Source organism: Oscillospiraceae bacterium (genome assembly GCA_025757985.1).
Taxonomy (GTDB): Bacteria; Bacillota; Clostridia; order Oscillospirales; family Ruminococcaceae; genus Gemmiger.
Genome location: CP107210.1, coordinates 1,808,720 through 1,823,498 on the forward strand (window position 1 = coordinate 1,808,720; position 14,779 = coordinate 1,823,498).

At 46.2% G+C, this 14,779-nt stretch carries 11 protein-coding genes; 2 read left to right on the top strand and 9 right to left on the bottom strand.

Annotation, left to right across the window (positions count from 1 at the left end; translation table 11 throughout):
- Nucleotides 1-17: 17 nt before the first annotated feature.
- Nucleotides 18-2,327, top strand: a complete 2,310-nt coding sequence (locus OGM67_08965) for a TraE family protein (GenBank protein ID UYJ33718.1) — start codon at nucleotides 18-20, stop codon at nucleotides 2,325-2,327.
- Between the two features lie 146 nt (nucleotides 2,328-2,473).
- On the opposite strand, the gene OGM67_08970 is transcribed toward OGM67_08965, so the two are convergent.
- Together OGM67_08970 and OGM67_08975 are read right to left on the bottom strand one after the other, a co-directional pair.
- Nucleotides 2,474-3,511, bottom strand: coding sequence for a hypothetical protein (locus tag OGM67_08970; protein UYJ33719.1), 1,038 nt, complete (start codon nucleotides 3,509-3,511; stop codon nucleotides 2,474-2,476).
- A gap of 31 nt (nucleotides 3,512-3,542) precedes the next feature.
- Nucleotides 3,543-4,946: a DUF5677 domain-containing protein gene (locus OGM67_08975; GenBank protein ID UYJ33720.1), complete on the bottom strand. Its 1,404-nt coding sequence runs from the start codon at nucleotides 4,944-4,946 to the stop codon at nucleotides 3,543-3,545.
- Nucleotides 4,947-5,614: 668 nt separating this feature from the next.
- Here OGM67_08975 and OGM67_08980 point away from each other — a divergent pair.
- Complete coding sequence (locus OGM67_08980) at nucleotides 5,615-7,201, top strand: M23 family metallopeptidase (GenBank protein UYJ33721.1); 1,587 nt, start codon at nucleotides 5,615-5,617, stop codon at nucleotides 7,199-7,201.
- A 202-nt stretch (nucleotides 7,202-7,403) separates the two neighbouring features.
- Here the strand turns inward: OGM67_08980 and OGM67_08985 are convergent, their stop codons facing one another.
- The 7 genes from OGM67_08985 to OGM67_09015 form a co-directional block, all read right to left on the bottom strand.
- Nucleotides 7,404-8,213 (bottom strand): hypothetical protein, encoded by an 810-nt coding sequence (locus OGM67_08985; GenBank protein UYJ33722.1) that lies wholly within the window; start codon nucleotides 8,211-8,213, stop codon nucleotides 7,404-7,406.
- A gap of 193 nt (nucleotides 8,214-8,406) precedes the next feature.
- Nucleotides 8,407-8,694, bottom strand: a complete 288-nt coding sequence (locus OGM67_08990) for a winged helix-turn-helix domain-containing protein (GenBank protein ID UYJ33723.1) — start codon at nucleotides 8,692-8,694, stop codon at nucleotides 8,407-8,409.
- A complete protein-coding gene (locus OGM67_08995; protein UYJ33724.1) occupies nucleotides 8,681-10,906 on the bottom strand; it encodes a hypothetical protein in 2,226 nt (741 codons plus the stop codon). The genes OGM67_08990 and OGM67_08995 overlap by 14 nt, the downstream gene beginning before the upstream one ends.
- A 173-nt stretch (nucleotides 10,907-11,079) precedes the next feature.
- The gene (locus OGM67_09000) at nucleotides 11,080-11,763 is read right to left on the bottom strand and encodes an ATP-binding cassette domain-containing protein (protein UYJ33725.1); all 684 of its coding nucleotides are present in this window, start codon (nucleotides 11,761-11,763) and stop codon (nucleotides 11,080-11,082) included.
- 215 nt (nucleotides 11,764-11,978) lie between these two features.
- Nucleotides 11,979-13,352, bottom strand: coding sequence for a hypothetical protein (locus OGM67_09005; protein ID UYJ33726.1), 1,374 nt, complete (start codon nucleotides 13,350-13,352; stop codon nucleotides 11,979-11,981).
- Between the two features lie 166 nt (nucleotides 13,353-13,518).
- Nucleotides 13,519-14,076, bottom strand: a complete 558-nt coding sequence (locus tag OGM67_09010) for a hypothetical protein (GenBank protein ID UYJ33727.1) — start codon at nucleotides 14,074-14,076, stop codon at nucleotides 13,519-13,521.
- Between the two features lie 282 nt (nucleotides 14,077-14,358).
- Entirely contained in the window at nucleotides 14,359-14,739 is a 381-nt protein-coding gene (locus tag OGM67_09015; protein UYJ33728.1) for an ATP-binding cassette domain-containing protein, read from the bottom strand.
- Nucleotides 14,740-14,779: the final 40 nt, after the last annotated feature.

Below are 14,779 nucleotides of genomic sequence, written 5' to 3' on the forward strand. Positions count from 1 at the left end.
TGTCGAAAGCGCAGAAGATGGAACGCGAAAAGTTCCGTATTCCGCGCAGTGTGCAGGACGCCATTCCCATCCGCCGCATTTTCGCGGATGGGATTTTCCAAGTCGGCAACCAGTATTCCAAAACATGGTCGTTTACCGACATCAACTATGCTATCGCCGGCAAAGAGGACAAAACGTCCATGTTCCTTGACTACTCGGAACTGCTCAATGCCCTCGACTCCGGCGCATCGGCAAAAATCACAATTTACAACCGCCGCATCAACAAGGCCGAGTTTGAGCGCAGCGTCCTGCTGCCCGACAAGGATGATGGTCTGGACGAATACCGTCACGAATTCAACCAGATGCTGACCGCACAGGTCACCGGCACCAGCAACAGCATTGTGCGGGAGCGTTATCTGACCGTCAGCGTGGTAAAGCGCAACGCGGACGAAGCCCGCAGCTACTTTGCCCGCGTCGGCACGGATCTGGTGACGCACCTTGCGCAGCTTTCCTCGGTGGCAACCGAACTGACGCTGACCGAGCGCCTGCATATTTTCCGCGACTTTTTCAAGGCTGAGGAACAGGCTGCGGCGGAGTTCAACATCCACGAACACGCCAAGCGCGGGCAGCATTTCAAGGACTGGTTCTGCCCCGACAGCGTGGAGTTTGCCGCCGACCATTTCAAGCTGGATGCGCGGTATGGCAGGGTGCTGTATCTGCAGGATTACGCCAGCTACATCAAGGACAGCTTTGTGTCGGAACTCTGCGACCTTGACCGCGACCTGATGCTGTCCATCGACATCCTGCCGGTTCCCACGGACGAAGCTGCCCGCCAGCTGCAAAGTACACTGCTGGGCGTGGAAACGAACGTAGCCAACTGGCAGCGCCGCCAGAATGCCAACAACAATTTTACCGCTACGATTCCTTACGACATGGAGTTGCAGCGCAAGGAAACCAAGGAGATGCTGGACGACCTGACCACCCGCGACCAACGAATGATGTTCGGACTGGTGACGCTGGTGCATCTGGCTGACAGCAAAGAGCAGCTCGACAGCGACACCGAAACGCTCTACTCCACAGCACGCAAGCACCTGTGCCAGCTTTCCACGCTGCGTTGGCAGCAGAAAGACGGGCTGGACACGGTGCTGCCTTACGGGCTGCGGAAAATCCAAGCCCTGCGAACCCTTACCACCGAAAGCACCGCTGTGCTGATTCCGTTCCGGGCGCAGGAAATCATGGAGCCGAACGGTCTGTATTATGGGCAGAACGCCGTCAGCAAGAACATGATCGTAGCGGATCGCCGCTTGCTGCTCAACGGCAACAGCTTCCGTTTGGGCGTTTCGGGTTCCGGCAAGAGCATGAGCGCCAAGGAAGAAATCGTGCAGATCGCGCTTTCTACCGAGGATGACATCCTCATCCTCGACCCGGAGTCGGAGTTCGGATATCTGACCGAAGCCCTTGGCGGTGAGGTCATCCGCATTTCGGCCACGTCCGACACCCACATCAATGCGCTGGACATGGACCGTGCCTACGGTGACGAGCGCAATCCCATCGTCAGCAAGTCGGAATTTGTGCTGTCGCTGTTCGAGCAGCTCATCGGTGACGGCATGGTGACGGCGAAAGAAAAGTCCATCCTCGGCCGCTGCACCGAGCAGGTGTATCTGCCCTACATTCGCAACGGCTATAAAGGCACACCGCCTACGCTGCAGGACTTTTACCGTCTGCTCCAGATGCAACCGGAACCCGAAGCACAGGGGCTGGCGCTTTCGTCCGAGTTGTTCATTACCGGCACACTGAACACCTTTGCCCGGCACACCAATGTGGACACACAGGCGCGGATCATTGCCTATGACATCCGCGAACTGGGTGAGCAGCTTATGCCGCTGGGTATGCTGGTGACGCTGGATGCAATCTACAACCGCGTCATCCAGAACTGGAAGAAAGGCCGCAGAACGTGGATTTTCTGCGATGAGTTTTACATTTTGTTCCGCTATGAGTACAGCGCCAATTTCTTCTACAAGCTGTGGAAGCGCATCCGCAAGTACAACGGACTTGTGACCGGACTGACGCAGAATGTGGACGAACTGCTGCGCTCCGACACCGCCCGCCTGATGCTGGCAAACTCGGAGTTTTTGGTCATGCTGAACCAGAGCGCCACCGACCGCGAGGAACTGGCGAAGCTGCTGAATATTTCGGATAACCAGCTCGGCTATGTCACGAACGTCCCCGCAGGCTGCGGGCTGATTCGCTGTGCGGGCAATATCGTGCCTTTCACCAACAGTTTTCCGAAAAATACTAAACTCTATGGCTTGATGACGACCAAGCCGGATGAACAGCAAAAGGAGTGAAACAATGATTTATAAAAATAAAGGGCCGCCGAGAAGCTCGGTAACGATTCTCCCATGGATAAAAGTGGTTGACGAAATTAGTGATTTGAGAGTAGCAGGAAATATTGACAGGATTAGCTTTGTCGTATTATCATGCTATTATTTGTTTATTCTGACACTAGTAATGTGCTATAGAATTTTTCTAATTCATCAGTTACTATTTGTGGAACTATGCGGTTTTCAAAATTTTCTTCGTTAATGCCATGCATGCTTAATGCGTGAAGAAGTTTTTTGTCGAAATCATATTGTTGCTGCTTTTCAAGGAATCTTTCAAAACCAACGGATGCAAGTTTATCTTTATCACAAAGTTGATGAACAGCAAAGGCAATGTTCATCTTAAAGCAGAGCTTTGACATAAATTCTTTATCTAGTATATTTTCTGACAATAGGTTGACATAATGGAGTGACACAGGATACCTAATATATGGCGTACATTTGTATTCTATACAAGACGCTATAATATCAATTGCTTGCTGAATACAGCCGAATACCATCATAAAGAAATTATATGCATCTTGCTTTTGAGGATTTACCATATAAGGTAATTCTGCTAATGCTCGTATGAAGCGATCTTTTATGGGCACTGTTATATCATCATCTTCTGAAAACACAACAATTCTTCCAATGTCTTCACGAGCATAAGCAACGATATCATCGATGCTATCACACTTTTTAAAGTAGTCCCTAATACTATCGATTCCATCAAAGAGACTGACAAAAGCTTGCTCTCCAATTTCATAAAGAACGCGAGAATCTCTTGATTGGTTAAATAGCCGCAATGGCAATATAAGAATATTTTCATCGGTGCCTTCTAGTATCCTTAGATTATCTTCTGAGGTTATTATGACTTGACGGTAAAGGAATTCAGAATCTGTACCCCTCTCCATTTTTCCACATAGTTCTGAATATCTACCTAAAGGGTCATCCAAAATGTGTTTTTCCCCCATTAATAGAAATGGCAAATGTTCGTTATCGTTAAAATCCATGAATGTTGCGGCTGTAAAAATATAACAATCTTCTCCATAGAGCCAATATTTTAGATACAATTGTACTTCATCGATATGACGAAGCCAAAACAAGTTGAGTTCATCCAGCGCCTCTGGAACTTGACCACTTTTTAATTTGGGAGAAAGTTTGGATAGCAATTCTTTGTATTCGATTTGGATGCCCTTAATCCTAGTTATCAATAGGTTTGAGTTCAAAATTGATTACCCCATTCAACATTTGTTGTGGAATCCCATAAATTTCATTTAAAAACGATACGGTTTTATTCATAATCATAATGCAATCAGGTAAGACCGTCTTTAATCTGATTTCATCTTCAACATCCGGAACACAATGGCATTTGTGCGCAGGATTATCACACTTTAGTAGAGAGGATTCACGAATTGCTCCCCATAGCCCATGTTCAAAAGAAGAATCGTAGTCGTAATACAGTCCATAGAGTTCTTTTTCGTTAACACTTTCAGCTTTAAGTCTAATATTCTGCTTATCAAAATATTTTGTATCCATATCGATAAACTCTTCTGACTTAAACTCGTTAACCAATAGTTCTATATATTTTTCATCGAAATGTGATTCCCCAGATGCTTTGAATTCCCGATATCTTGATAAAACGAGCTTATATAGCCCTATACCATATAGCTGATATTCTCGCCAAATATTATCATGTGATTGCTCGTTTTTTACAAGGTATTTCATCATAATATAGTCTTCTATCATAACGCGCACACAACTTCTACCGGCAATGGAATTAAATGCCCGTAATTCGTAAATTTCCTTCAGACGCTTATATGAATATGTCGCAAGTCCAAGCAAAACAACCATTTTTTCATCAAGCGGAGCTGTTGTCACAAATAAATCAGAGAGATACCCAAATAATTCGTGAAGCCTTTCCATATATGCGGTAAATTCTCGATTTTCAGATGGGAATTTAGTAACGAATATATTACAATCAGTCATTTCACTTACACACCTCCAAAATTCTTTCAGAAATAGTGAATCCACCTTCTCAAAAGTCAAAATTGTCATTTCCGTAGCGCGAACAGTTGGACGAATCATACGCATTGATTCATCTGCATGATCGCATACCGGATAAGATCTTAACAAATCAATTTGACTTTGGTGAAGATGCAATTTCCCTGAAAGCACACTAAAATATAGAACCACAAACCTAATATCTGTAGCATCATTAGACTGGTGATCTGCTATTCTGCTCATTGTGAAAACTAGAGTTTCACATCTCTCTGAAGCACTGACGTTCGGGCAATAAAAATATTTTGCGAAAGTTGGGGCCTTACTTACTGTAAGAAAAACCGTTAAAGGATTAAGAACTTCTTTTGCTCCAATTGACACAACATATTCAAAAAGGGCTTCTTGAACATCAGTGTCTAGTTTTAATATTTCAGATAGTCTTGCTGTATAAAGATTTGGTGCCAGTTTATGTAATAAGGAAATTATATTATAAGACTTCCTCAGACCCTCATCACGTCCATAGTGGTTTAAAATAAGCCCGATCCATAGATATTCAGGCATACGCCCATAAGCCCATGACTTCTCGTCTTCGAATTCTTTCACCATGGGCAAATTGTTAAACGGGGTAATGAATTTTCCTTTTTTAAATATATGTTCAGATAATTTGATATGTCTCATTAAACTGTTCCACCAACCCTTCTACTTTTTATATCGTTCATTGCGCTAATAAATGCCTTTTAAAGCACAAAAATTATTTTTAGAATAGTCTCACTAAATTTATACTATTACTTTTGATTGTAGCAGATTTTATTCATCAGGACAATCATTAAAAGTCGCATCTAACGGGCGTGGGTATTCATGAGACATGATTTCTGTGATATCGATAGATATCTTTATTGTGCTTTTACAGGCTTATTATAGCGATATTTGTAATCATTGCCAAGAAAATTAATAAGTTTTCCAATGTAAATATAAAGCACTAACTTTGTATGTGTGTTAATAATTCAAGCTTTTTGTATGGGACCATGGTTTTATTGTGCAAAAGTAACTTATAGTTGCTATTTTGCTTGGTGGCTATATAAACGGTACGGTTAGATTTTATGCGAGTTTGAATCAAATCAAAAAATATAATCAGAGGTGATATCATGGAAGAAAACAAATCTGAATATGAGGCAACAAGCAATTCATATAGAAAAGCGCCAAAAATAGCACAGAAAATGTTATTGACAAAAGCCGTAGAGAAAAGTCGAACTAAGCTACAGGAAATCACTTCTATGCAGGAGAATGGTGACTATACCACAGCCCCAGACACTGGGTCAACAGTGACAGATACAACTTATTCGATGGTAAAGGAGACCACCGATTTCACTGTGCAGCAGGTGCGCAAGTTTACCCGCAAGCAAATTCAGAAATACCGGGAACGCCGCACAACAGAGCGGGCTGAGACTACCCGTGCCCACACCGCCAGTGAGTGCGGTGTCAGCCCGAAACAGGCTGGGCACGGTACGTTGCCCGATGCAGAGCAACGTCCGCGTTGTGGGGCAGATTTGCCCCGACAGCGGGCAAAAGAAAAGGTCGTCACCGCCAAAATCGCGCCGCGCGACATTCGCGGCGTGACCCAAGGTCAGCGCCAACTGCGAACCGCCGCAAATGAAACTGTGCGGAGCATAACAACCCAAGCACAAATGCAGACCCGTACACGTCAAGTGCAGCTTGCTATCCAGAAAGCCGCCAGCAGCACCCGCAAGACGGCTGTGGCGGTGCGCTCGGCCATCCGTCATTTTCTCGCCAGCCTCCACAGCCTTGTTGCGGCCATTGCCGTAGGCATCAGCGTGGCACTCAGCATTATCATTGTCATCAGTCTTGTGGCATTTGTGTCCGGTTCGGCCTACGGCATCTTTTTTGCCGACAATGCGCCCAGTGCAGATACCATCACCGTCCAAGAGGCGGTAGAGACGCTGACGGCGGAATACCGCGACAGACTGGAAGAAATCTCCGATACAGTACAGCACGACCGCCAAGACATTACCGCCAACGATGACGTGTACTACATCCGCTGGCAAGATGTCCTGGCGGTCTTTTCTTCGTATGTGGCAGGCAGCGAACAGGGCGCACCCGTTGCGGCGCTGACGGAGGAACAGATGGACAAGCTGCGGGAAATCATGTGGGCGATGAACGCAGTGGACTACTCTACCCGTGCGGAAACCGCTGTTATAGAAACGACGGACAAGAACGGAAAAGCAACCACAATAGAGATAACCGAAACCGTCCTCGTAATCGAACTGACCCACAAAACACCCGACGAGATGGCATTGGATTACCACTTTACCTCTCGCCAGAACACCTACCTGCAACTCCTGCAAGACCCGCAGCATGAAGAACTGTGGGCAGAATTGCTCGGCGGTTTTGCACAGGGCGGTGGAGAACTTATGAACCCGGACAGCACCCGCACACCGACAGGCACCCTGCAATGGCCACTGCCGGTTGCGGGTACCATTACCTCACAATTCGGACATCGCGTAGACCCCATCACCGGCGAAGTCAGCTCCCACACCGGCACCGACATCGCCTGCGCCGAGGGTACGCCGATCCTCGCCGCCGCAGATGGAACCGTCACCGTTGCCAACGGTCTTGACAGCTGGGGCGGCAGTTACGGCTACTATGTCCAAATTGACCACGGCGGCGGGCTTGAAACGCTGTATGCACACTGTTCGTCCATCTGCGTCACCACCGGTCAGCAGGTGCAGGCCGGGCAGGTCATTGGCTATGTCGGGCACACCGGGCGGGCAACAGGCAGCCATTTGCATTTTGAGGTAAGAGCAAATGGAAATCGCGTAAATCCACTACAAAATTTTCTGTGATAGAAATCACTTTATAATTCTGAGTGCTGATGCGACAAGCGAAAAATACAGACCGCCACAGAGGTGTTTAATCCTCAAGGCGCAAGGAAAAAGAGCGTTTATAAAATACATTAAAATCCATCGATTGCACGTTCGACAATCATGGAAACAAAAATAGACATCACAACTAACCATATGGCAGCAACGGTTTGAATAAAGTTACTTACTGCAACACAGATAAAGTTGTATCACAAATATATGCATGACTGTCATAGCAGGAATTTGTTCGGATAACTTTTATCATCAAAACATTACCCCCATTTACACTGACACTAATAGGCCGAATATGTTCATCTCGCACAACGTCATCAACACGCCCAACGAGAACATCATCAAGATAGATCTCCACGCTCATGTTTGCATCTCGATTTGTATCTTCCGATGTGACAATATTTGCCGCGAAGGTATCATATTGACCATCCAACTTGAACTTGGCCCATGCTGTATCTGAAGCCTCAAAGCGATACGATATACTGTGCGTGGTTCCATATAAATCCTTGACTGAGGGGACTTGCTCACAATTAACACTGTCAAGGCATTCCAAATTGTCAAGGCGCTTGGAAATGTCTCGCTTTAATCCACCCTGCTCAATTACGCTATTGATTTCGTCTGAGGAATATGTATTTAATAGTGTTTCCTTAAGTATTTGAATTTGATTTTTCAAGTCGTCATTTTCGTTTTGCAGGCTTTGGACTTGTCCCTGCAACGTTGATTGATTTGCCTGATACTGACTGTTCTCGTCAAGAACCTTTCTGTATGCGGAAATCAGCTCATCAGTTGAGTCTGTTAAATCAGTGCCGGCAGATACATAGCTGCCAGTTTCCCCTAAAATTTGGATGACATTTCCATTTACTGTTTGGGAGATGTTCTGGACGTTATGAAGTTGAAAAGCGCTTCCACCTGCTACAATAGCGGAAATGGCGGTAACTACTGCACAAATAATTTTGGTGCGGTTTTTCTCTTTCGTAATCATTTTACACTTTTCCTTTCTAGTTGAGCAGGTAAATCGTTCTAATTGTGTATTCTCCAGAAGCTCTTGTAGGCTAAACACGAGAGCTTCCTTTAAGGAAGCAAGGGAGAGTCAACTCTAAAATAATCGCTAATATAGATGATATACTTTATGTGACTTTCAAAATGTATTTCACCCATTTGTCGGGCATCGCGCATTATCCTGAAAGCGCATACCCCCGTCCCATTACGGTTTTCAAATCATCCGGGCCTAGATCCAGTTTCTTCCGCAGCTTTGCGATATGCACATCAACCGTTCGCGTCTGAATCGGCACTGTGATATTCCATGCAGATGCCAGAAGAAAGTTTCGGGAGCAGATGTGCCCAGAATGGTCGAGCAGCGTAATGAATAGTTGATATTCTGTGGTCGTCAGGTGAATGCGGCAGCCTTGCCTTTGAACGGAGAAATCGCTTTCATCGATGGACAGATTTTTATAGTACTTCATCTGGAACACCTATCATGTCATAATCGTCAATAAGAGCCTGTCCGATTGCCCATGCGAGGAAGAATGCTGCGCATACCAGAAAAATCGGAATCCACATTGCATTATAGCTTTCTCCGTCAGCGGTATATCCTTGGTTTTGCCAGAGCGCGGCTGCATGGAAAAGCGGATAGAATCCCAGCCACTCGATACCATTTTTCATTCCGGAAAGGCTCAGCAGCGCGGGCAGGCAATACGAAACAGCGCTGATAAACAATGCAGGCAGCAGATTTCCCAATTTCTGTCCCAACCATAGAGTAATTCGGCTCATGCAGAGGCAGGCCGCGAAACGACAGATTAGCCAGAAAATCAGCAAATCCGACAGGGTTATAAACTTGGGTACAGCCTGCAAGTCGGAGATACTCATCGCAGGCCCCAGCAAAGAGGGAAGGCCATAGTCACGCAGCACCTGCCACAGGTGAGGCAGAACGGTTCCGAACGATATAACCGCTGCCACGGCGGTACTTTGCCGCAGCTTTGCCTTTACAGTGTATTTGCGGCCCAATGGTGTGCAGGCCAGAATCTCATCCATGCCGCCTTTGCGTTCCATGGCAAACAGGCCGCTGAAGCACAGCGCACACAGCAGCCCCGCCAGAAGTGTATCCTGTACATCGCCGGTGCCGGTAAAGCCGAACAGCTTTTTATATCCGGTTTCATAGACAAGCCATGCACCGGGATTCTCTTTCAGATAGTAATTGATGTTGGACTGCACTACACGCTGATAGACAGAATATTTCTGCTGCAGTGAATTGTAGGCCAGCAGCGCATCACTGCTCAATTCACCGCTGTTGACGCGCTTCTGGGTCTCCAGCATGGGAATAAATTCGTTGCGCTGATCTTTCAGCCAGTCGCGGCTTTCTTCGCTCCACGGGCCGGAAATGTGCTTCATATAATAGGCATAGTAAATTTCGTCCGCGTCTATGTAGCTCTCCGCCGTCACGCCCTGATAGATGCCAAACGCCAGAAACGCTGCCAAGAATACTGCGGCCCCATTCATCAACAATAACTTCCTGCCCTCTTCATGGGTAACAGAGGTCGCACGCGTTTTGCGGGAAAACGTAAGTGCAAAGCTGTGCTTGGCAGCCGGCAGCAGCTGTGCCTTGGCAAATACCGTACAGAATGCTGCAAATAGCGCACCACCCAAAACGGCTGCCGTCAACCATTCGACCAGCGGCAGGCTGACAGGATTACCAAACCAGAAAAGATTCCGATAGTTTCCCAGCAGCTCATTGGTCTGCAGCAGGCTCACCATATTCGCATATTTTACAACGTTCCAATGACTTGTGGCAGGAATTGCAGCACGAATACCGTACATTGCCAAGGGCAGCGCCAACGCGCCAATCCAACCGGCCGCAGCACGTTTGGCGATAAGGGCAGCCAGCATGACCCACAGCCCCATCACAAACGCACCAGCCCACTTAGCAAGTAAAAACCGAAAAAGATACTGGCCAACGGTAATCTGCATGGTACAGCGCATCAAAGCCGGAACGCTTTGAATCGTGCGGTTCATGGGGCCAAGGCTGAACGATGCCGAACAGTATGCGAGATTGACCCCATACAGCACCGTAAGAACGACCAATAAGCTGGCAGCAAATGCCGCCAGCTTTGCAATGGCCGTCTTTAACCGTCCACCGGGCAAGCTGCGAATCAGGCTCAACAAACCGCTGTCGCGCTCTTGGCGTACAAGAATCAGCGCAAGCAGCAGCATAGCCGCCAACAGGATAAGATCCGTGAATGCATAGCTGATGGCCGTGTACAAACCCTTTTGCGGGTAATACTCTATAGGCGTATCTGCCAGCCCGGCATAAACCTGCGCGGTCAGTTCTATGTTTTTTAAATCGTACCCGGTACGGTCATTTTGAAAAATGGAGATGCCGGACAGTTGGGTGGCCTTGGTTTGAACCCCCTCCAAGAAGTCGTTGTAAGCAGCCACGGTGTCATACTCGCTTTGCAGCTGGCTGAACAGGCGGTACTCTATGTTCAAATCATCTGTGAATAGGGTGTAGGATTTGTCATTATATTCCTGCTCATAGGCATCAAACATAGCGGCATTGTCCTGCCGATACTGGGAAAGGCCATAGCCACCGTATGCCATTTCACGGTAATACTGTCCGATTTTTACAAGGCTTTCTATCTCGGTGTATTTGTCATGCAGATAGCTGCCTTTTTCCTCCATGGTCTTGCCTGTCAGTTCTGTGCCTACAACCCGGTACGCAGAGGCGGGCGGCTGTTTGGCGGTGGGGCGGGTGCCCATCCACAGCAGCAAGAGATTGGCGGATGCCAGTATCGCCAACAGGACAGGAAACACCCTGCCGCCCCAAATTTTGCGGAGTTCAGCAAAAAACAGGCTCATTTGCCGTCCCCCTCACCGAACACATTCAGGTAGACATCCTCAAGACCTTGGCCGGGTGCGTATTTTTCAATCAACTCCGGCACGGGCGCGGCATCCACAATTTTGCCCGCACGCAGCAGAATGACCTTGGTAGCGACCGTTTCTACGTCCGAAACAACGTGCGTTGCCACAAGAATAATGCGGTCTTTTGCCATATCTGCCAGCAATTCACGCAGGCGAACGCGCTCCTTTGGGTCAAGACCCGCCGTTGGTTCGTCCAAAATCAGCAGCTTGGGGTCACCCAACAAGGCGGAGGCTAACAGCAGACGCTGTTTCATGCCGCCGGAATAGGCAGAAAGGCGCTTGTCCAATTCGGCGGTTAAATTTACGGCGGCAGCCACACGGGCTATCTCAGATGCAACGGTCTTGCGCGGGATTTCCTTCAGCGCAGCCATGTAGGCGAGGAACCGGCGGCCAGTGTAGCTATCATACAGCCCCTGCTGCTGCGGCATATAGCCGAGCACGCGGCGGAACGCGATGCCCCGCGCAGGGCGGCCGCACCAAAGAACCTCGCCGGAATCGGGCGCAAGCGTACCTGTGATAATGTGAATTAAAGTGGATTTCCCAGCACCGTTGGGCCCCAGTAATCCGTAAAGCCCCGGCGTCAGGGTGAGCGACACGCCCGACAGCGCTCTTTTCACTTGCGGCTGCTCGTTTTTTCCCCATGTAAATATTGGAATATTCGAAATGTAGGTTTTGTAAAGAAAATCAAGGGTAAATACAGTATCCATAAATCATAAGTATGAATTAGAAGTTCATTTTGTTATGCAATCAGAATAATACGATCTCCGAGTCTCTTATGTCCCTACATATGAGGATATGTATCAACTAATTCTTTGAATGAAACGGAGTAAGATTATAGCACATCGTCATTTATCGCTATATAATTTGGAATGTTATTCCAGTAATCGCTTTTAATCATCAAGGAAACATCAGGAAGCAACATATTTGTGGTTATTTCCTGCCCATCTGGGGCTAAATCAGGTACAGAATATTCCTTTACTCCAGCTTGTACAAGAAAATAGTCGAACCCTTCTTGCAAAATATTGACATTGTATTCATTACGACTCAATGTTAGAGTTTGAAATGTGTTCTTCTCCAAATCAAATGCAAAACGGGTGGCTTTACCTACATCCGTGGAATCAGGAATTGCGGTTAATAAGATATGGTTATCAAAAGCGTCCGAAGATAGTGTTATGTTGGTGTATGTATCCCCATTTTCGCTAATAATAGCACCAGAATATAGGCAGACTGTGGAACCACTTCCCAAATCGTACTGGTATAAACCGGGTTGCCCCTTATCCCAGAAAAACATTTTATTATCGAGATACATTTCACTACGAGTCCCTTGATGCCATTGACAAAGAGACTGTTGTTGCCCATCAGTTGAAAACAGAACAAGTTCATGTACTTGTTGCTTAAAGGCATTAACAATATCTTCACTGGAAAGGTCTTCGGTTATTGTAATCGGATTTAAAATGTTTTTTATTACAATTTTATCTTGATAGGTTCCTACGATAAAATGTCGTGCATTCTGTGAAAGCTGACAGATTTCATCTTTTTCGCCGCTCGTTATATTTAGCTGTATTAGTGAGAGAGGAGAACTATTTCCATCTTCTTGTACAAAATAGTTGAGATAATATAAATTCTCCGAATCCGAAGCAATACAACCATCTGCGATAGTTTCGTTAGGAGCGAGCCATGTGAGAATCTGACGGTTGGAGCCATCAAGATCATATTTCGCAATATATCCTCGTTGCATATCGGTTTCACTATCAGCAAAAGCAGGGGTGTTTAATTTGAATAGAATAAGATATTCAGATGTAAGCGAGAAATAGCAACCACCTACGGTACTTTTGAGCCAACTAGAATCAGACTCGTTATTGTGTTCACCGGTTATACGACTTGAAAGATAAATACGGCTTTTCGATGCGTAATCAGTATAGAGAATGTTGCCATCCCCGACAGGTCTGTATAGAACTTCATAGCATCCATTCTTATTACCGACCATACCAGAAGCAATTATCCCGTTATGCGAAGATATGATATTCATTTGTGATGAAGAGAGGGGAGTTTCTGTAGAGAGAGGTGCTTCTTGAATTGTCTCGGGATTCTCCGCAGACGAAATAAAATCTTGTTGGGAGCTTTCTGCGGTATATATTCCACAAGAAGAAAAAAATAAGGTAATACATAGACAGAGAGCTAAAAGGCGCGTATGCAAATATTTCATACTCTAACCAGACCTTTCTACAGCGCAAGAAACACTGTAAAGATGTGAGAGGTTTCTAAACCTAAATTTTATATTTATCTTAAACTTAAATCTATGGGTGAAAAAGAACGCCACAGTCAGATTGACTATGCTGACTGTGGCGGAACATTAAATAGAAAGGGAAAAGTTAATCTTGATTCAAGCGATCAAAATGAGCCCAAGTGGTCGGCTTACTAGTCCATCTACAGATTCTGCCGTATTCATTGTAGGGTGTTGTATTTTGATTTGTAACTGTAACACCGTAGTTGGCGTATGTTCCGGTCTGCCGAGATAGTGTGAGTTTAGTAGGCTTCAGTGCACAATCGTTATAATCGTTTCCGATATAAGCAATTATGTTTACTTCTGGTTGAGCCCCAGAGCGATAAATATTTAATGCTAAATCTCGTCTCTGGTTCGTTGTAACAATCCAATCGCCGTAATTTGTATAGGCAACATCCCACGCTTGAGTAATGTCACCAGTTTTCTGCCATGTTGTAACCCGTGTGCCAGATACCGGATTGCTTCCCCATTGATTTAAGTAGTAATTGTCTTTATAGCAAAAATAATGCCCATGGGGAGCGTCAAGTTCTTGAAGGTCATCGGGAGTGAGTTTATCATTTGGCACCGCAAAAGTGGGCAATGCCATTGCAACCATCATTGTGAGGGCCAGCAGGAACATGGAAATGTGTTTCTTCATTGTTGACATTTAATAAGCCTCCAATCTAATGGATTTTGTGGGGTTGATATTCGGACAATTACAAGCGCCTGTGCACCGACGCTTAAATACACATAGAAACTTTAATTTAGGAAAGGCCGTGCTTTGATTTGCCATAACCATACCATTGAGAATGAAAAAAATCAACGGAAGTGTCATACAAGACGGATTTTTTGCTATGAAAACGGCAAAAGGGTCGCAAACCGTCAAAACGATTTGCAACCCTTTTCAATTATTATGTGCTATTTTCACAGGGAAATTACCCGCTAGAAGTCATTTCCTGCATTGCCTTACGGCAGCCGCCACACGGGCCACCTCAGACGCAACGGATTTCCGCGGGATTTCTTTCAGCGCGGCCATATAGGCAAGAAAACGGTGGCCGGTATAGCTGTCATACAGGCCTTGCTGCTGCGGCATATAGCCAAGAATACGGCGAAAGGCAATACCCGCTGCGGGTTTGCCGCACCAGAGAACCTCCCCGGAATCCGGAGCAAGAGTACCTGTGATAATGTGAATTAAAGTGGATTTCCCCGCGCCGTTGGGGCCCAGTAATCCGTAAAGATCCGGCGTCAGGGTGAGTGTGACTCCGGCCAAAGCGTGCTTAATTGAATGAAAACGGTTTGCAAAAAAATGACTGCCTATTTGACAATACATATGTCTTTTGCAAATCAATAATCGAAAGGGTTATAAATGA